Origin of the sequence: Streptomyces sp. NPDC102279, assembly GCF_044766365.1 — a bacterium.
Taxonomy (GTDB): domain Bacteria; phylum Actinomycetota; class Actinomycetes; order Streptomycetales; family Streptomycetaceae; genus Streptomyces.
Map to the genome: position 1 here is coordinate 236781 of NZ_JBIWLU010000001.1, position 19150 is coordinate 255930.

The 19150-nt window shown below is 68.5% G+C and carries 11 protein-coding genes; 8 read left to right on the forward strand and 3 right to left on the reverse strand.

The features are described from left to right. The first annotated feature begins 137 nt into the window (after nt 1–137). From ACIRQH_RS00975 to ACIRQH_RS01000, 6 genes are all read left to right on the forward strand, one after another. Nucleotides 138–1472: an ABC transporter substrate-binding protein gene (locus tag ACIRQH_RS00975; RefSeq protein WP_358816401.1), complete on the forward strand. Its 1335-nt coding sequence runs from the start codon at nt 138–140 to the stop codon at nt 1470–1472. A 7-nt stretch (nt 1473–1479) separates the two neighbouring features. After that, nucleotides 1480–2439 (forward strand): carbohydrate ABC transporter permease, encoded by a 960-nt coding sequence (locus ACIRQH_RS00980; protein WP_404223439.1) that lies wholly within the window; start codon nt 1480–1482, stop codon nt 2437–2439. A 47-nt stretch (nt 2440–2486) separates the two neighbouring features. Then, on the forward strand, nt 2487–3293 hold the full coding sequence (locus ACIRQH_RS00985) for a carbohydrate ABC transporter permease (RefSeq protein WP_358816403.1): 807 nt from the start codon (nt 2487–2489) through the stop codon (nt 3291–3293). 58 nt (nt 3294–3351) lie between these two features. After that, the gene (locus ACIRQH_RS00990; RefSeq protein ID WP_388934524.1) at nt 3352–6138 is read left to right on the forward strand and encodes an alpha-mannosidase; all 2787 of its coding nucleotides are present in this window, start codon (nt 3352–3354) and stop codon (nt 6136–6138) included. Between the two features lie 62 nt (nt 6139–6200). Further along, on the forward strand, nt 6201–9176 hold the full coding sequence (locus ACIRQH_RS00995; RefSeq protein WP_404223442.1) for a glycoside hydrolase family 2 TIM barrel-domain containing protein: 2976 nt from the start codon (nt 6201–6203) through the stop codon (nt 9174–9176). A gap of 171 nt (nt 9177–9347) precedes the next feature. Then, nucleotides 9348–9617, forward strand: coding sequence for a GlsB/YeaQ/YmgE family stress response membrane protein (locus ACIRQH_RS01000; RefSeq protein ID WP_164369821.1), 270 nt, complete (start codon nt 9348–9350; stop codon nt 9615–9617). A gap of 171 nt (nt 9618–9788) precedes the next feature. On the opposite strand, the gene ACIRQH_RS01005 is transcribed toward ACIRQH_RS01000, so the two are convergent. Continuing rightward, nucleotides 9789–11306, reverse strand: a complete 1518-nt coding sequence (locus ACIRQH_RS01005; RefSeq protein WP_388879813.1) for a hypothetical protein — start codon at nt 11304–11306, stop codon at nt 9789–9791. Nucleotides 11307–11444: 138 nt separating this feature from the next. Between ACIRQH_RS01005 and ACIRQH_RS01010 the strand changes: the two genes are divergently transcribed. Beyond that, the gene (locus ACIRQH_RS01010; RefSeq protein WP_404223444.1) at nt 11445–12353 is read left to right on the forward strand and encodes an endonuclease/exonuclease/phosphatase family protein; all 909 of its coding nucleotides are present in this window, start codon (nt 11445–11447) and stop codon (nt 12351–12353) included. Nucleotides 12354–12367: 14 nt separating this feature from the next. On the opposite strand, the gene ACIRQH_RS01015 is transcribed toward ACIRQH_RS01010, so the two are convergent. Beyond that, nucleotides 12368–16252: a CDP-glycerol glycerophosphotransferase family protein gene (locus ACIRQH_RS01015; protein ID WP_404223446.1), complete on the reverse strand. Its 3885-nt coding sequence runs from the start codon at nt 16250–16252 to the stop codon at nt 12368–12370. Nucleotides 16253–16637: 385 nt separating this feature from the next. Between ACIRQH_RS01015 and ACIRQH_RS01020 the strand changes: the two genes are divergently transcribed. Further along, nucleotides 16638–17735, forward strand: coding sequence for an LCP family protein (locus tag ACIRQH_RS01020; RefSeq protein ID WP_388879821.1), 1098 nt, complete (start codon nt 16638–16640; stop codon nt 17733–17735). A gap of 70 nt (nt 17736–17805) precedes the next feature. On the opposite strand, the gene ACIRQH_RS01025 is transcribed toward ACIRQH_RS01020, so the two are convergent. Beyond that, nucleotides 17806–18777: a hypothetical protein gene (locus tag ACIRQH_RS01025; protein WP_404223447.1), complete on the reverse strand. Its 972-nt coding sequence runs from the start codon at nt 18775–18777 to the stop codon at nt 17806–17808. Nucleotides 18778–19150 lie beyond the last annotated feature (373 nt).

A 19150-nucleotide genomic window follows, 5' to 3' on the forward strand; every position in this document is an offset into this window, starting at 1 on the left:
GACCACGTCGCCTCGGCAACTCGGCGCTTGCGCCGGAACCGTCGCGGCGTATGCCTTCCGCCCACAGGGTGTTCAGCCCGAGGGTTCCGCATCGAGCCGTCTAGCACCGTCGCTAGCCGTTGTCTGGAACGGAAATTATGAGCAGCACACGCACGCGCATCCGCCTTGCCGTCGTCGCCGCGGCCGTCGGCTCCGTCGTACTCGCCGGATGCTCATCGTCCGACCCGTCCACCGAGTCGTCCGCGAAGTCCTGCGAGCCCACGAAGGGCAAGGTGACGCTCCAGTACTGGAACACGGTTCCGGGTATGGACAAGGTCGTCGCCCTGTGGAACAAGCAGAACCCGGACATCCACGTCGAGACGAAGAACATCTCCAACGACCAGTACGGCACCCTCGGTAACGCTCTCAAGGCGGGCAAGGCGCCGGACCTCGCCCAGGTCGGCTACGACCAACTGCCCAACCTGCGTACACAGAACGCCTTCGTGGACGCCTCGGCCTGCTCGGCCGCCGGCGCCGCCAAGTCGAAGTTCGTGCCGTGGACCTGGTCGCAGTCCAGCTTCGGGGGCACCGGCGTGTTCGCCCTCCCGCAGGACACCGGCCCCATGGCGCTGTACGTACGCAGCGACCTCTTCAAGAAGCACGGCATCGACATACCGACGACCTGGGACGAGTACGCGGCGGCCGCCGAGAAGCTCCACAAGGCCGACCCCGACCTCGACATCACGTTCTTCGACCCCAACAACGCCGAATGGTTCAACGGCCTCATCTGGCAGAACAAGGCCAGGATGTACAGCTACTCCGGTGACAAGTGGCACGTCACCGTCGCGTCGAAGCAGAGCGGGCAAGTCGCCGACTACTGGCAGAAGTTGATCGCCGCGAAGCTCGTGCGCACCGACCTCGCCAACGGCTCGACGCAGATGTACGCCGCGTACCAGAAGGACCAGATCGCCAGCTATGTTGGCGCCGCCTGGGGCTACAGCATGTTCCGCGACAACCTGCCCAAGCAGGCCGGCAAGTGGAGCATCGTGCCGATGCCGACATGGGGTGCCGACGGCACGTCCGGTGACTGGGGCGGCTCGACCGTCGCGTTCATGAAGGGCGGCAAGCACCTCTACGAGTCGGCCAAGTTCAACGCGTGGCTCACCACCGACCCCGAGGCCCTCGCGCTGGAGAACAAGCTGGGCGGCCTGTACCCGGCCGCCAACGCCGGGCTGCAACTGCCCGCCCTGTCCAAGGGCGTTCCATACTACAACAACGAGAAGATCTTCGATGTCTTCGCGGACTCGTCCAAGAAGATCGACACCAGCTTCGCGTGGGGCCCCACCCAGAAGACGGTGAACCTCGCGCTGCAGGACGCGATGGCCAAGGCGGCGGCCGGTGACGGCACCCTCGCCGACGCGCTCTCCGCCGCCCAGTCTTCCGCGCTGAAGTCGATGAAGGACCAGGCGATCCCGGTCACGGCAGGCGAGTGAGCACGGCATGACCGACCTCGCGACCCGCACGCGCACGACGCGTGAGGTGCCGTCCACCGGGGGCGGCCGCCGTCGTCTTCCGCACGGCGGCGGCCCCCGGGCGGGCACCATCACCGCGTTCCTGATCCCCTTCTTCCTCCCGTTCGTGCTGTTCTACCTGGTGCCGGTCGGCTATGCGCTCTGGCAGAGCTTCCGCGCCGTGCACCGCACCGGAGGCCAGTACGGCACCTCCTACACGACCTTCGGCGGGTTCGAGCAGTACCAGAAGGTGTTCGAGAACACCGAGTTCTGGTCGAGCATCGGGCGCATCGGACTCTTCGGCGTCGTGCAGGTGCCGGTCATGCTGCTCGTCGCCCTCGTCATGGCGCTGCTCCTCGACACTCCCCTGCTGAAGCTCAAATCCGTCTTCCGCATCACCGCGTTCATGCCGTACGCCGTGCCCGGTGTGATCGCCGCGATCATGTGGTCGTACCTCTACTCGCCCCAACTCAGCCCCGTCGTGGATCTGTTGAACGGCGTCGGCCTGCACCCCGACTTCCTCGGCCCGGGCGCGGTGCTCTGGTCGGCGGCGAATGTCTCCACCTGGCTGTGGACCGGATACAACATGCTCATCATGTACTCGTCCCTGCAGTCGATCCCGCCGGAGTTGTACGAGGCCGCCAAGCTCGACGGCGCGGGCAACTGGGCCATCGCGTGGCAGATCAAGGTACCGATCATCGCTCCCTCGATCGTCCTGACCACGGTGTTCTCGATCATCGGAACGCTCCAGCTCTACGCGGAGCCGGCCGTGCTGCGGCAGATCTCATCGAACATCTCGAGCACGTTCACGCCGAACATGCTCGCCTACGCCGTGGCATCGGGGAACAACTACCAGCAGGCCGCCGCGATCTCCGTGGTCATCGCCGTCATCACCTTCGTCCTGAGCTTCGGATTCATGCGACTGACCTCGAAGAGGGCCGGCCTGTGAGCAACGCGTCCACACACCGTGAAAGCCGCGTCAGCCGCTCAGCGGCCATGGCCCTGATGCTCCTGCTCGCGATCTACTTCCTGCTGCCGATCTACTTCCTCATCGTCGCGGCCACCAAGCCGCAGGGCGACCTCGCCTCCACCAACGGGCTGGCGTTCTCGCACTTCAACCTGCTCGACAACCTGCGCGTCCTGTTCACGCGCAGCGACGGCATCTTCGGGCGGTGGGCGGTCAACACCGTCATCTACGCCGTGCTGGGCGCCGCCGTGGGCACGCTCATCTCCGCGCTCTGCGGCTACGCCCTGGCCAAGTTCCGGTTCCGCGGGCGGGAGTTCCTCTTCTCCGTCGTCCTCGGCGGTGTCCTCGTCCCCACCACCGCGCTGGCGCTGCCTCTGTTCCTGCTGTTCTCGGCGACCGGGATCGTCAATACCTATCTCGCGGTGTTCCTGCCCAGCATCGTCAGCCCGTTCGGCGTCTATCTGGCCCGCATCTTCGCCACCGCAGCCGTTCCCCAGGAACTGATCGAGTCGGCACGCCTGGACGGTGCGGGGGAGTTCCGCACGTTCTTCTCCGTGTCGTTCAAGCTGATGACGCCCGCGCTGGTGACCATCTTCCTGTTCCAGTTCGTGGCCATCTGGAACAACTTCTTCCTGCCGATGGTCATGCTGCAGAAGGAGTCCCTGTTCCCGATCACACTCGGCCTGTACCAGTGGAACGGCCAGACCGCCCGGGCACCGCTCCTGCAGCAGTCCGTCATCACCGGCTCGCTGGTGTCGATCGTGCCCGTGATCATCGTGTTCATTCTCCTCCAGCGGTTCTGGCGCACCGGTCTGGCAGCCGGTTCGCTCAAGTGACCACAGCCGCACCCTCCCGCCTCCGCACGCCCGGCCCGTACAGAAGGTCCTCGCCGCCATGAGCAACTCCGCTGTCTTCGTACCCCACTTCCACTGGGACCGGGAATGGTACGAGCCGTTCCAGGTGTTCCGGCACCGGCTGGTCACCGCCCTCGACACCGTCCTGGAGACGGCCGAGACGAACCCCGACTTCCGGTTCACCGTCGACGGGCAGATGGCCGCGGTCGAGGACTACCTGGAGATGCGGCCGGAGAACCGCGACCGTGTGGCGGCCCTGGTCCGCGAGGGACGGCTGGCCGTCGGGCCGTGGCTCATCCTGCTCGACGAGTTCCTCTGCTCGGGCGAGACCATCGTCCGCAACCTGCAGATGGGGTGGTCCGCCGCGGCAGAACTCGGGGGCGCGATGCCCGTCGGGTATCTGCCCGACATGTTCGGCCACGTCGCGCAGATGCCGCAGATCCTCGCGCGCGCCGGCATCGGGCACGCGGCTCTGTGGCGTGGCGTGCCCGGCTCCGTAGACGGCCACGCCTTCCGCTGGCGCGCCCCCGACGGCTCCGAGGTGCGCACCGAGTTCCTCTTCGACGGCTACGACAACGGGCTCGATGTGCTGCTGGTGCCCGACCGGATCGGCCGCGCGTTGAACGACTACGCGGAGATGACGGCCGGCCGCTGGGGCAACGACCCGGTGCTGGCGATGGCCGGCACCGACCACAACGCGCCCGATCCGCACCTCGCGGCGTGGCTGCGGCAGGCGTCCGGCGAGGGGCGCCCCATCACCGTCGCGACGCTGGACGAATACCTCCGCGAGCACGTGCGTGACGGGGTGCCGGCCGTCGTCACCGGCGAGTTGCGCAGCCATGTGCGCGGCAACATCCTCCCGGGCGTGCTCTCCGTCCGCCTCGGGCTGAAGCAGCGGATGGCGGTCGCCGAGCGCACGCTCGACCACGCCGAGCGCATGAACGCCCTGTGGTCCCGGCGAGACGACTCGCCGTTCCTCACGCTCGCCTGGCACAAGGTCATCGAGTCGAGCGCGCACGACTCGGTCGTCGGCTCCGGCACCGACGAGACGTGCGACCAGGTCGCCGCGCGTCTGGCGGAGGCCGCGCAGACCGCTCGCGCCGTCCGGGACGCGGCGCTCGCCGAACCCGCCGGCCTGGTGCCGAGCGACGCCCATCTGGTCGCCAACCCCCTGCCGTTCGAACGCACGGCGCTGGTCGAGGTGAACGTCGTCGCGCCGCCCGAGGGCACGAGCCCGGTCGCGACCTTCGCCGACGGCTCGGAGCACCCAGTGCAGCTGATCTCTGAGGCACCGACGGTCCTCAGCGACGAGCGCATGGACGCCTCACAGCTTGAGCGTGTGCTGCGCCGCATCCACCGCCGTGAACTGTTCGGTCGGCTCATCGACCACTACGACCTCAATCCCGGCTCGCTGGCCTTCCACCTCGCGGAGGTCCCCTCCGGCGGACCCTTCGACCTGATGATCCTGCGCCAGGAGGTCGCCGCCGCCGCTGTCGCCCATCCGGGTGAGTGGCGCGTGCTGACGATGGAGGAGGCCCGCGCCACCGCACTCGTTCCCGTCAAGGTGCCTGCCTCCGGGCTGACCTCCTTCCGGGTCGAGCCCCGCGAGGGCGGCTCCGCCGCGCCGGGCTCCTTCGCGACCTCGCCCGGCCCGGACAGGCCCACACCAGACACGCCCACACCGGCTGCGTACACACCCGCGACCGCGACGGGCCGCACACTCTCCAACGGCCTGGTCGCTGTCTCCGTCGCCGCCGACGGCACGCTGGACATCACCGGGCTCGACGGCACCCGGCTGAGCGGGGTCGGCCGCCTCGTCGACGGCGGTGACCGCGGCGACAGCTACAACTACGCTCCCCCGGCGCACGACGTCCTCGTGCGGGAACCGACACAGCTCACCGTCGACCTCCTCGAGGACGGTCCGCTGCGTTCACGGCTGCGGGTCACCCGCGTCTACGCGTGGCCCGCCGGGCTCTCCGACGACCGTGACCTGCGCGACGAGCGCACCCTGCCGACTCCGGTGGAGATGCTCGTCGAGGTACGCACCGGCGAACCGTTCGTACGTATCTCCACCGCGTTCCTGAACCGCTCCGCGGATCACCGGCTGCGCCTGCACGTACCGCTGCCCGAGCCGGTGACCACGTCCTCGTCCGCCGGCCAGTTCGCCGTCACCGAGCGCGGGCTCACCGCCGAGGGCGGCTGGGGCGAGCACCCGCTGCCGACCTTCCCCGCCAGTACGTTCGTGTCCGCGGGCCCCGCCAGCGTTCTCCTCGATCACTCCAGCGAGTACGAACTCGTCGACGACGGCTCCGAACTCGCCCTCACCCTGCTGCGCGCGATCGGCTCGATCAGCGTCAACATCCACCCTCTGCGCGACGAGCCCGCCGCGAGCGAGATTCCGGCTCCGGGTGCCCAGGACCTCGGTATGCGGATCGAGAACCGCTTCGCCGTCGTTCCGTCGGCCACGGGCTGGCGCGGGGCCCACGCGGTCGCTCTCGCCGAGGAGTTCCGCAACGACGTGCTCGTCACTCGGGGGACCGCGCTCGCCGCCGGCCAACTGCCGCCCGACGCGGCCGGGTTGCGCGTCGACGGCCAGGACGTCCTGGTGTCCAGTGTCCGCCGTGTCACCGACGACGTCACCGCAGCCGGGATCGAGGTACGCCTGGCCGCGATGCGCGACACCGCGTCAACCGTCCGTGTGACGGGCGCGTTCTCCGAGGCCACCACCGTGGATCTGCTCGGCCGACCGATCTCGCGGGCGCAGGCCGCGAACGAACTCGAACTCGCCCTCGGCCCCTGGGAGATCCGCACGGTCGTCGTCCGATAGAGGACCGTGCGCGCCACCTCGCAGCCCCGTCGCATGTGACATCAAGAAAGAGTTGTGACCTCTTGTCCACCGAGCTCTCCCCCCATGTCTCCGACATCACGCCAGGACGTGGCGCGCTGCGTCCGGCGCGCTCGTGGCTGCATTCCGACGCGCCTTCGCTCTCCCTGAACGGGCCCTGGCGCTTCCGCCTCTCCCCCACGGCGTCCGGACCGGAGGACTTCGCGGCCGACGGCTTCGACGACCGCGGATGGGACAGCATCCCCGTGCCCTCCCACTGGGTGCTGGAGGGTGACGGGGCCTACGGCCGGCCGATCTACACGAACATCCAGTTCCCCTTCCCGATCGATCCGCCGCACGTCCCGGACGAGAACCCGACAGGCGACTACCGCCGGCACTTCGACCTGCCCGCCGACTGGTCGGACGCCGAGCGTGTGCTGCTGCGCTTCGACGGTGTCGAGTCGCTGTTCCGGGTATGGGTGAACGGCGCCGAGGTCGGCAGCGCGAGCGGGAGCCGACTGGCCCACGAGTTCGATGTGACCGCCGCGGTCCGCGCAGGCGGCAACACGGTCGCGGTGCGCGTGCACCAGTGGTCGGCGGCCAGCTATGTCGAGGACCAGGACCAGTGGTGGCTGCCGGGCATCTTCCGCGACGTCACGCTCCTCGCCCGGCCCGTCGGCGGCATCGAGGACGTCTGGCTGCGGACCGGATTCGAGGACGGTCACGGACGGATCGAGGCGGAGATCACCGCCGACGCGTCCGCCTTCCCGGTCACCCTGCGCATACCCGAACTCGACATCGAGCACGTCTGGACCGCACCGGGCGAGATCACCCCCCTCGACGTCCCCGATGCGCGACCCTGGTCGGCCGAACAGCCCCGCCTGTACGAGGCCACCGTGTCCACGGCCGCGGAGGCCGTCGCGCTGCGGGTGGGATTCCGCACCGTCGAGATCCGCGGCGACCTGTTCCTGGTCAACGGCCGACGCGTCGTCTTCCACGGGGTGAACCGCCATGAGGCGCATCCTGAGCGTGGCCGTGTCTTCGACGAGGCGCACGCCCGGGAGGACCTGGCCCGCATGAAGCGGTTCAACGTCAACGCCATCCGCACCAGCCACTACCCGCCGCATCCCCGACTGCTCGACCTGGCAGACGAACTCGGCTTCTGGGTGGTCCTCGAATGCGATCTGGAAACGCACGGCTTCGACCAGGTCGGCTGGGCCGGCAACCCGAGTGACGACCCGGCGTGGCGCGAGGTCTACCTGGACCGCATCCGGCGCACGGTCGAACGGGACAAGAACCACCCCGGCGTCGTGATCTGGTCGCTCGGCAACGAGGCGGGTACCGGCGGGAACCTGGCCGCCATGTCGGCATGGGTCCACGCCCGCGACGCCGGCCGGCCGGTGCACTACGAGGGTGACTACACCGGCGCGTACACCGACATCTACTCACGCATGTACGCCTCGGTGTCGGAGACCGAGCAGATCGGAGCCGACGGCGCGCGGTCCCCCCTGCTGAACTGCACCCCCGCGCAGAGCGCCCGGCAACGCACCAAGCCGTTCCTCCTGTGCGAATACGCGCACGCGATGGGCAACGGACCGGGGGCGCTCGACCAGTACGAGGCGCTCGTACGGCAGTATCCGCGACTGCACGGCGGCTTCGTGTGGGAGTGGCGCGACCACGGCCTCCTCGCCGCGGCCCCGGACGGAACGCCGTACTACGCCTACGGGGGCGACTTCGGCGAAGTCGTGCACGACGGCAACTTCGTCATGGACGGCATGCTGCTGAGCGACGATGTGCCCAGCCCGAGCCTGTTCGAGTTCGCGGCGGTCACGCGGCCCATCGACCTCGTCTTCGACGGCGGGAAGGTCGCGGTCACCAACCTGCGGCACACGGCCGACACGGCGGACCTCAGCTTCCGCTGGCGCGTGGAGCACGACGGAGTCCGCGTTGCATCCGGCGAGTTGGACGTGGCCGTCCTCGCCGCGGGCGAGTCCGGGTGGACGCCTCTGCCCCCGGTCACCCCCGCACCCCACGCCGAGACGTGGCTGACGATCGACGTGGCATTGGCGTCGCCAACGCCCTGGGCGCCCAAGGGACATGTGGTCGCGACCGCCCAACTGGACTGCACAGCACGTCGTCCCGTGCCTACCGTTCGCCAGCAGGCCGACTGGCAGCCGTGCGACGGCCACCGCTCCCTCGGAATCGCCGAGTTCACCGGCGGATCCCTTGTCCGCCTCGGCGACCGCCCCGTGTCGGGGCCGCACCTCGAACTGTTCCGCGCGCCGACCGACAACGACGAAAGCCCGTCCGACGGAGTCGAAGGGAGCGACGACAGCATCGCCGGTACGTCGCATGCAGACCTGTGGCGTCGTGACGGCCTGGACCGTCTGACCGCACGGCGCATCGGTGTGGAGCACACGCAGGATGCCCTGCGCACTCTCGACAAGGTCTCCGCGGCGAACTCCGCGGTGTGGGTGATGATGGAGTCCATCTGGTCGGTCGAGGACGGCGAGCTGGAACTGCGCGTCGAGATCGAACCGTCGCACGGTTGGCGGACGGTGTGGCCCCGGATCGGGATCCGTTTCGATCTGCCCGACGTCGCGGCTCCCGTCGACGGGGCCGAGTGGTTCGGCCTGGGCCCGCTGGAGTCCTATCCCGACAGTCTCCACGCCGCCCGGACAGGCCACTTCACGTCCACGATCCGCGACCTCTCCGTCAACTACGCCCGCCCTCAGGAGACCGGCCACCGCGCCGAGCTGCGCCGGCTGACACTGACCAGTGGTGCCACCGAGGTTCTTCGCATCAGGACCCTCGCCGACACCCGCGGACGCCGCCCCGGCTTCACCCTCAGCCGCCACACCCCCCAGCAGATCGCCCGAGCCGAGCACCCCTTCGAACTCACCGACTCCACGACGAGCCACCTCATCATCGACGCGGCCCAACACGGCCTCGGCTCACGGGCATGCGGCCCGGACGTGTGGCCCGAGTTCGCGCTCCGCCCCGAGTCCCGCACGATCAGGCTGCGTATCGCGGCGGGCTAGGAATCCGGCGCCGGTGCAGCGACGGCGGTTCGCGCCGGATGTACCAAGTCCAGACGCGCACAGTCGTCCCACAGAATCCGCGAACCCACTCTCGGGGGTTTGAAATCGCTGACACGGAACACACGGAGTCTCTGACACAGCCTTTATACGACCAGGTAGGAGACACACATCATGGGCATCATCGCCTGGATACTCATCGGTCTGCTCGCGGGCATCATCGCCAAGGCGCTCATGCCGGGCAAGGACCCGGGCGGCATCATCATCACGATGCTCATCGGTATCGCGGGAGGTCTCCTCGGCGGCTGGCTCGGCAAGGTCATCTTCGGCGTGGACTCCATCGACGGCTTCTTCGACCTGTCCACCTGGATCGCCGCCATCATCGGCTCGCTCATCCTGCTGGCCCTGTACCGGGTCATCACCGGAAACCGTCGCCACGCCTGACCGCACCCCCGCTCCCCCGGCGAAACGGCTCCGCCCTCCCGACACGGGAGGACGGAGCCGCCGCCTTTGTGCCGGGCCCACCCGGTTCGTGAGTTCAGCCACCAGGATCACTGTCATGGTGCTCGCGGCGGACGGTACAGGCAACGGCCTTGTCATGCGGAGCAGCGCGGCTCAGTACTCGCCTCCGTAGTACCCGCCCTCCGATGTCACTTGCGACATCGCTCCGAGGACGGTGAACGGCGTCTGGGCGATGGGGCTCTGCCCGCCGAAGGCGTCCAGAGCGACGGCTTCCACGGTGTACGAACCCGGCGCCCACTCCCACCCTGTCTCCCAGGCCCAGGTGCCGTCCTGACCGACCGCCGCGTTGCCCAGGAGGCGTCCTCCCTCGTGGAAGCCGACCCCCACGGCTCCAACCGCCACGCCGGTGAACACCACCCGAGCGTCCATCACCTGCTCGTAGGCCGCCGGCGTGTGCACCGCGGCAGCTCCCGCAGCAAGCTCCTGGGCCACGCCGCCCGACGGGGTGCCGCCCACGAAGCCACCGACACCTGCGGCGCCCGCGTCGAGCGCGGTGAACGCCACTTCGGTGCGCTCGGACTGGAACCCGGAAGCGTCCGCGGAGAAGATCTTCAGCGTGTGCGCGCCCTGGTTCCATGTACGGCCGAGCTCCCAGCTCCAGCTGCCGTCCTGTGCGACGGGAGCCTGGCCGATGAACTTGCCTTGTTCCCAGACGCTGACGCGCACGGCACCGAGGGCCTGACCGCTGAACCGGACCTGGTCGCAGGGCAGTTGGGCATGCGCTGCCGGGGCGGAGACGGTGGGCGCCGGGAACTCGGCGCCTCGCAGCACCGAGGTCGAGGCGAGATAGGTGTCGATCGCGGATCGGTCCGCGTCTGGCTGCTCGTAGCCGTGCCGGGTCACTCCCAGCCGCGGCGCGATCCCCTCGACGAGGAGGTATCCGATGCCGAGCAACGGTGGTGTGTTGCGCTGGGTGACCTTCCCGTGGCCGGTGATGAAGGGGGACTCGCTGAAGATCAGGTTGAAGTTCGGGTACGCCTGCAGAAGCCCCAGGTAGGGCTCGACCTGAGTCGGGTACTGCTCGTCCTGCGGCGAGGACACCATGTAGATGTGGGCTTCGGGGTTCGCGCCGGAGGCGAGCAGGTCCGGAAGCAGGGCATCGAGGACGGCGACGGAGTCGTCGGACATCGCCTCGCCCAGCATGTGCCGGCCGACCTCCGGATACGTCTCCCGCACGAACGAGCCGATCCGTAGCTGCGGGACACTCGCCACGATGTTCCGGAACCCGTACTTCAACCCGTAGTAGAGGGCCGCGCTTCCGCCCTTGGAACTGCCCCAGAGCGTGACGTCGCCCGGAGTGAGCCCGAGGGCCTTCGTGACACTGGTGATCAGGGTGATGACGGACGCCTCGACCGAGAAGTCCATCTCTCTGCAGAGGTAGTAGGTGTTCTTCTCCACGAACCGGTCCCGGATCCACAGGATGTTCGACCGCAGGCCGTCCAGCACACCCGTGCCCCAACCGTAGTCGTCGGGGGCGTAGATGTTCGAGAACACGACCATGAGGTGGCGGTTGCCGCTGCGCGCGTGGGCGAAGCGGTACTCCACCGGGTGGGCGCCGGACGCCTCGATCCCCTTGAGCACCTTTCGCGTCGGCGTGGCTGCTTCGGTCATGTGGGAACTCCAACTCTCCAACGTCTTACGGGTACTGCGGTGCAGACCGATTCAGGGGTGCCCACATCGGGAGGGGGCAGAAGGTCCGACGCGGTTGCGGATTGGTGCCCTGTCACCTCGATACGGCACGATGTCCGGATGACTGCCACGCTGGAGCGCCTCATGCGGCACCGCCGCAGGCGCCTCTGGCCGGCGGTGACCGTCCTGGCATCCCTCCTGCTGGCAGGCGCCGTCATCACCACGTGGCCGCAGACGGCCGGGACCACCACCTCGCATGCCGCCACGCGCGGCCTGACCGTGGCCACCTGGAACATGTGTGGCGTCGCCCGGTGGAAGTGCGCGGGTACCGGAAGCCGCACGGCCAAACGCGACGCGGCCGCGCACCTCGCCACAGGTGGCGGAGCCCGCGTGATCTTCCTGCAGGAGGCCTGCGCCTCGGACGTGGCCGCCGTGCGTGACCGACTGGGCGATTCCTGGAGCTCGGCCTTCCGCCCCTACACATGGCGTGGCGCGTCCGGGCACACCAGCACGGTGCCCTGTGTCACCGGCGGCAAGGAGCCGGCCGGGTTCGCCGTCCTGTCGGCGACGCGGCTCGCCGCTGCCCGCCTCGTGGCATCCCAGCAGCCCACGCTCGGACTGCGCCGCGGCATCCTGTGCGCCGTGGTCGCCGATCACGCTCTCACGGTCTGCAACGCCCATCTCAGCCGCCCGGGTGACGATCGGGCTCACCCTCAATGGGAGCTGAGGGACGACCAGTTGCGGGCCCTGGCCGCCGCGGCGCCTGACGATCGCGTCGTCTACGGCGGTGACCTGAATGTGGATCCGCCGGACCAGGGATCTCCGGTCGGCGTGTGGCCATCGCTCTCGTACTCCGGCCACCGCGAGTGCGACCAGGCGTCGGCCGACGGGCGTTCCGGCCGGCCGACGCACGTCAGCGGGCACAAGCTGGACTATCTCTTCACGGGTCTGCCCAGGGTCCGGTGCTCGGTCCGTGACACCCACGTCTCGGACCACTACGCGCTGTTGCTGACGGTGCGTACGGACTGATCCGGTCGCCGCTCTCACACCACCACGCCCTCGTGGATCTTGTCGTCGTGCGCGGTCCCCTTCGGCGGGGCCGGGCGCGACGGGGAGGACGTGGGCGGTTGAGTGCCTTGGGTGCGGTCGGCGGTGCGCTCCGTCGTGCGCTGGGTGGGGAGACCTGCGAGTCGCTGGTCCGGCCGGGATTCCGCGGGGCGCGACAGGAGAGTGAGCGGACGGGCCGCCCGGGGGGAGAAGACGGTGCCGGCTCTGGGGGCCCGGGCGTCGGCGCGGGCCAGATCGCCGCCCATGACGAGCATGCGGTCGGCGAGTCGGGCAGCGGCGAATCCGTCGTCCAGGTCGCAGAACTGGTTCTGGAACCATCGGTAGCGCTCTGCGTAGGACGCCTGAACCCGGTCGATGTCGCAGATCGCCGAGATCAGTTCCTGCGAGGTGTCGACCAGCGGGCCGGGAGCGCTGGCCGCGAAGTCGAAATAGAACCCGCGCAGGGTGTCGCGGTAGTGCTCGAGGTCGTAGGTGAAGAAGAGGATCGGTCGTCCGGTGTTGACGTAGTCGAACATGAGGGACGAGTAGTCGGTGATCATGACGTCGGTGATCAGCGAGAGGTCGGCCATGTCCGGGTAGTCGGAGACGTCGAAGACGAAGCCGTCGCCGGCGCCGGGTACCGGATCCACGACGTTCGGGTGTCGGCGTACGAGCAGGACGTGGTCGGCGCCGAGGCGGGCGCGAGCGTCGGCCAGGTCGATGCGGAAGTCCAGCTTGTACTTGCCGGGTGCGTAGAACTGGTCGTCGCGCCAGGTCGGGGCGTACATCACGACCCGCTTGCCCGGGGGGAGGCCGATACGTCGGCGGATTTCCTGCTCGCGGCGCTCGGTTCCGGTGCGGCGCAGGATGTCGTTGCGCGGGTAGCCGCACTCGACCATCTCGCCGGGGAAGCCGAAAGCGCGCTTGAGGATGGGGGTGGAGAAGCTGTTGGGTGACACGAGTATGTCCCAGTTCTGCACCTCCTTCTCCACCCGCTCCAGGTAACGCTGGTCGGCGAAGTGGATCGCCTCGATGTCGTGGCCGATCTTCTTCAGCGGAGTGCCGTGCCAGGTCTGCACGACGACCTGACCCTCGCGCTTCTGGAACCAGTCGGGCAGGTGGTTGTTGGCCACGACGTAGGAGCAGGTCGCCATGGCCTCGTACCACTCGGGGGACCACATGCGCACGGCGGTCGCCGTGGGCGGCACCTGCACCTGGTCGTCGCGCACGACCCAGAAGTGCTCCAGATCCACGCGCCGGCGGACGAGTTCCTCGTGCAGGGCGCGGGGGCTGTCGGAGTACTGGGTCCCCTTGAACGCGTCGAAGAGGATCGCCGGCCGCAGCGGAGCCTGCCGGGCGGACTGGTACGCCTTCGTGCGCAGCAGCTTCTGCCGGTAGGGCCCGCGTGCGTTGTCGGGCATGGCGGAGTGCACCAGCAGGGAGAGTCGGTCCCAGGCCTCGGCCTGGATTTCGTAGCGCCGCTCGTTCTCCGTGTGCTCTTCGGGGAACGCGGCGATCAGATCCTGATCGATCTTCACCATCAGGTCTTCCAGCCGGTCTTCACGACTGATGGACGACAGGTCCTGGCGGCGCAGGAAGAAGTCCCATCGGCCCGCGGCCAGCGGGATGTCGCCGGCGAGCGTGCGCATCGCGGCCGGGGTCAGCACGAAGCGAAACCTGTTGCCGTGCCACTCGATCGGAAGCTCTCGCTCCGCACCCTGGGCGCGGGAGCGGACCACGATGTGGGTGGCGCGGTACTCCTCGGGGCTCAGCCGATCCGCCGCGAAGTACTGCGCGATGACCTCGAGCGCTCCGTTCTCACGCCAGAAGTAACGTTTCGCCACAGGGAGGCTCGCGCGCTCGAAGAGCACCAGGTAGCCGGAGCCGTTGCGGTGTACGACCACCTCGCGGTCACCTTCGGACGTCTGCAGCGCCGCCGGGATCCGGTAGCTGCCGTCAGGTACGTCCTGCGCCATGACCGGATAAATGGTCATCTTGCGGCCCTCGACGTGCAGGGTGGTCTTCCAGCCGTTGCTCCCCATGTTCCAGGACTGCGGAATGTCTCCGCCGTCCTGGCCCAGGGCGCGGAAGCCCGGCACCAGGGTGCGCAGGGGCAGTCGTGTGGTGAAGGTGCACCATCCGTCGCCGCCCGGCGTGAAGTTGACCCGTGCGTCGTGCTGCCCGGACCCGCTCATCGACGTGACACGGAACTTGCCCCACTCGGGGGTCTGGGGGCCGAGGTAGACACCGCGCAGTTCCAGTTGGTCGCCGACCAGCCGGTGACCGGTGATGCGGCAGCGCACGATCTCCACCCGCAGCTTGAGCTTGCCCTGCAGGAACAGGGGGAGGACGCGCGTGTTGGCGTCCACGTAGCGGTAGGGCGGGTTGGCCGCGGTGTCGGACCCGCCGCGGTCGACGCCGCGGTAGCGGAACAGGCCCCGGCTGAGCACTCCGGTGGCCACGTCCCAGGTGCCCTCGGCCCATTCGCCCTTGCGCTTGAGCCGGGTGACGTCGATCTGGGTCTCGAAGCCGGCCCAGTCGTAGCAGTAGCGATTCTGGTTGGACCGTTCGGTGGCCTGCGGTGCGTACGTGGTCTTCGCGGTGGCGACGAGGGTGCGCCCTTGCTTCTTGTTGCGCAGCGCGATGGCCTTCACGGACATATGTTTCTTGTGCACGTTGAGGAAGCGCACGTACGCGGTGCCGGTCAGCGTCAGCTGATTCTGGTCACCGTTCCACCGGGCGCCGGACAGCACGCTGTGCAGCGAGAACTCTTCGTCCAGGCGGTACGCCTTACGGTCGAGACCTACCTCCTTGTCCCCGAGGTAGGGGTACTTCAGATAGCGCCGGAACCGGCGCTGCACCGGGATGGGGCCACCCTTGCGTTCGAACCTGATGACGTCGAGGAGTTCTTCCAGACGCCGCTTGCGCACCAGGAGCCACTTGACGCGGGCCTCCGCGGGCAGCTCCTCGATGATGTCGTCGTCGGCCTCGTCGAGAAACTCGTTGGCCCAGTGAAGGAACGACTCCTGATACTCCTCGTCCGCGTCGGGCAGGACCTTCAGATGCAGCATGAGGTCGGACTTCAGGCAGGCCAGGTCGTACTTGCGTTTGCTCTCCGCGTACAGCTTGGAGCGCCGCTCCGCGAGGAAACGGCTGACGGACCGGACCGCCGCGACGCGGTCGCGGAGGTTCGAGAGTTCCGTGTGCCGTTGGGTGATGGAAGGTGCCGCGCCTCCGTCCCGGCGGCGCCAGAAGTAGACGATGTCGGTGAGGACGTCGACCTTCTCGGCCCGGAAGTGGGCGAACATGTTGACCCAGGAGTCCTCGTAGAGGACTCCCTCGGGGAACTCGATGAAGTGGTAGTCCCAGAACGAGCGGCGGAACAGCTTGTTCCACACCGTACGGTCGTAGATCAGCGCCTCGAAACGCGTGATGTGTGTGCCGCGGCGGGACTTCAGCATCGGCGTCTTGTGCAGCGGTGACTGCCACTTGGTGGTGGAGTTCATCATCTGCACGTTGCCGGACACGAAGTCCGCCTCCGAGCCTTCCAGGGTGCGCACCATGAGTTCGTAGGCGTACTCGGGGATGACGTCGTCGCCGTCCACGAAGGCGAGGAACTCCCCCTTCGGGTGCATGGCCCGCAGCGCGGTGTTTCGCGCGTGACCAGGACCTTGAGCCTCTTGCCGGATCACGCGGAAGCGCGGATCGGCCGCACAGAACTCGGCGGCGATGCGGGACGAGTCGTCCGTCGACCCGTCATCGACAAGGATCACCTCGAAGTCCCGGAACGACTGGCGTGCGATCGACTCCAGACATTCGCCGAGGTACATCTCGACGTCCTGGAACGGCACCACAACACTCAGACGGGGCTGAACCGTCAACGCACTCTCCTACCAAGACCCATCACCCCAGCGTCCATGTCTACGGACCTGGCAGTGCCATCCCCCTGCTGGGTACGCCCGACAGACGCTTCGCTGCGGTCTTGGCGTCGCCACACCTGTGACGCCGGTGAACTCCCCGTTCACGACCGTCACAGGATGTGCACATCTTATGTCAGCCTTAAGAGTGGTCAAGGGAAGTTAAGGTGTAATCCATGTCTCGTACAGGCATGTGCCTGTTCTTTTGCCCACGCCGGACGTTGGGCGCCGAACAACCCCCCTTATAGTCATCTCTTCGTCATCGTTCTGCCTGCACGGACCGGTCTCCCCCCACCCGGGCCCTGGCACTCCGCATCGCGGAGCCCCTGAGGAAGAGGAACCGGACCTGATGTCCCACAGCGCCACCGCAGAGCCCAGGTCTGCCCGGAGAACCGCCCCCAGCCCTCAGCGACGACGGCGTCGCGACAAGCCCGGCAAGCGACGCCGGCTGCGCGCGACCCTGATCACCCTGGCGGTACTCCTCATCGGCGCGGCAGGCACCGGCTACTGGTTCTACCAGCACCTCGACGGCAACATCGACGGCTTGGACCTGAACAAGCAGCTCGGCGACGACCGCCCCGAGCGGCTCCCCACGTCGGGCCAGAACATCCTGGTGCTCGGATCCGACTCGCGCGCCGGCGCGAACGCCTCGCTCGACACCGGACATGTGTCGGGCGCCCGGTCCGACACCGCGCTCGTGATGCACATACCCCAGGGACGGACCCGCGCCACCGCGGTCAGCATTCCGCGCGACACCCTGGTCACTCGCCCGGCCTGCACCAAGGCGGACGGCACCACTGTTCCGTCGGCCCGGCGCGTGATGTTCAACTCCGTCTACTCGCAGGTCGATTCGGCCTGCGTGGTCAAGACCGTCGAGGCCATGACGGGTGTGCGGATGGACCACTACGTAGAGATCGACTTCGCCGGATTCAAGGGTCTGGTCGACGCGGTGGGCGGTGTGACCGTCACCCTCGACCAGGACATTCACGACAAGTCGAGCGGGTTGCAGATGTCCGCCGGCACACACCGGCTGAACGGCACCCAGGCCCTGAGGTTCGTCCGCACGCGTCATGGCGTCGGCGACGGAAGCGACCTGGGGCGTATCGGTCTGCAGCAGAAATTCATGATCGCACTGCTTTCGGAGATCAAGAAGCAGGACCTGCTGGGCAGCCCCACGAAGACGTACAAGATCGCCAATACCCTGACGTCGGCACTGACCACCGACTCGGATCTCGCATCGCTGACCAAGCTCGCCACCTTCGCCCGCAGCATGGGCGACGTGGATCCCGGGGACATGGAGACGATCATGCTCCCCGTCGCGTACGACAAGGTCGACCCCAACCGGGTGGTGACCGCCGAACCGCAGGCCACGCAGTTGTGGAAGGCGATTCGCACGGACTCCGCGATCCCCGCCTCGGCCAAGAAGTCACCCGCGACAGGCGGCTGATTGGCCGCCCGGCCGACACCTCAAAGGCGAACGTCCGAAAGGGGCGGCCGGACCTGGTCCGGCCGCCCCGTCACAGTTCCCGCCATGCCGACAGGCTCAGCCCCGCCCCGTTCTGGCGAGCCACTCGGGGGGTTCCGTCCTCACCGATCAGGGCGACGGCGATCCGGCCGCGGCCGTCCCGCGCCAGCGCGGGGGTGCCCTGGCACTGCTCCTGCGGGTACCACCAGAATCCGCCGGACTCGTTCTCGGTGGTCCCCAGACCGACGACGGCTCTGCCCGTGGCATCCCGGAACGCGAGCATCACGCAGTCGTAGCCGTCGACCTGGGCGCGCAGCGTGGCGTAGCCGGCTTCCGGTCCCACCGCGCCGAGCGGCTGCGGCCAGCTCCCGGCCCGCCAGGCCTCCCCGGAAGAACTGTCGGCATTTGTCCAGAAGAACGTCGCCCGCCCCGGTCCGGTCTCCAGCGCGGAGACCGTGCCGGGTGCGGGGCGCAGAGAGAACCCTCGCGGGCCCTCGAAATCGCCGCCCGGGGCAGTCTGTCCCCAGGTCATCACGCCCGTCTCCGCAGCAGCCACCACTTCGATGCGGCCATCACTCAGGGCCACCGGAACCGGCCAGGGGTCCAGCCCGCCACCGCGCAGATCCTCCCAGGCCCGCCACTTGCCCGCGGAATCCTCCCGCCGCAGCAAGAGGCCGCCGTGGGCGCCACGCGTGAAGACATGGACGCTGCCGTCCCCGGTGACCACACCGGCCGGCGGGCCGACCCTGCGGCCCTGGTCACCGTCCCGGTGCGGATTGCCCAGGGAGCGCCAGTCGGTGAAGGCGAGCCCGGTCTGGTACTGGATCGCGTGAACCACGTCCACCGTGGCCACGCCGTCCGCGCCCACCCGTTCGCGACGGCCGAAGAAGTGCACATAGCTGTCGGCGCCCTGAGCCACGCTCACGTGCGTCAGGTGCGGTACGGACACGAAGTGCGGCCCACTCCAGGACGGGCCGCCGACCGCCGTCTCGGTCCACCGGGCGAGCCCGCCTTCGACCAACACATACACCGTCAGCCGACCGTCCCTGCCACAGGTCAACCACCGTCCCCGCGCGGTACGCGGCGTCGGGGGTCGCACCCCCGAGCCCGCTGCTCCGGTGGCACTCGCGGGGCCTGACGCTGATCGCCGCATGGCCTGGTGCACCTTTCTGAGGCCCACTGCACGGACACATCACGTGCCTTGAGAATCGAAAATCCTCATCATCATATGCGGACCATTCGGCTCTCCCCGTCCCGGCCCTACCGCCTCTCCGCTTGCCCCGGCACAGTACCCACACGACAGCCGCCGCCCCCCAAGCACGATCGATGGGCGGTGGCCGACAGGGGCCCGTGCCATGGCCGACCTGGGGCAGGCACGGTGCTGTGGGCGCACCTAT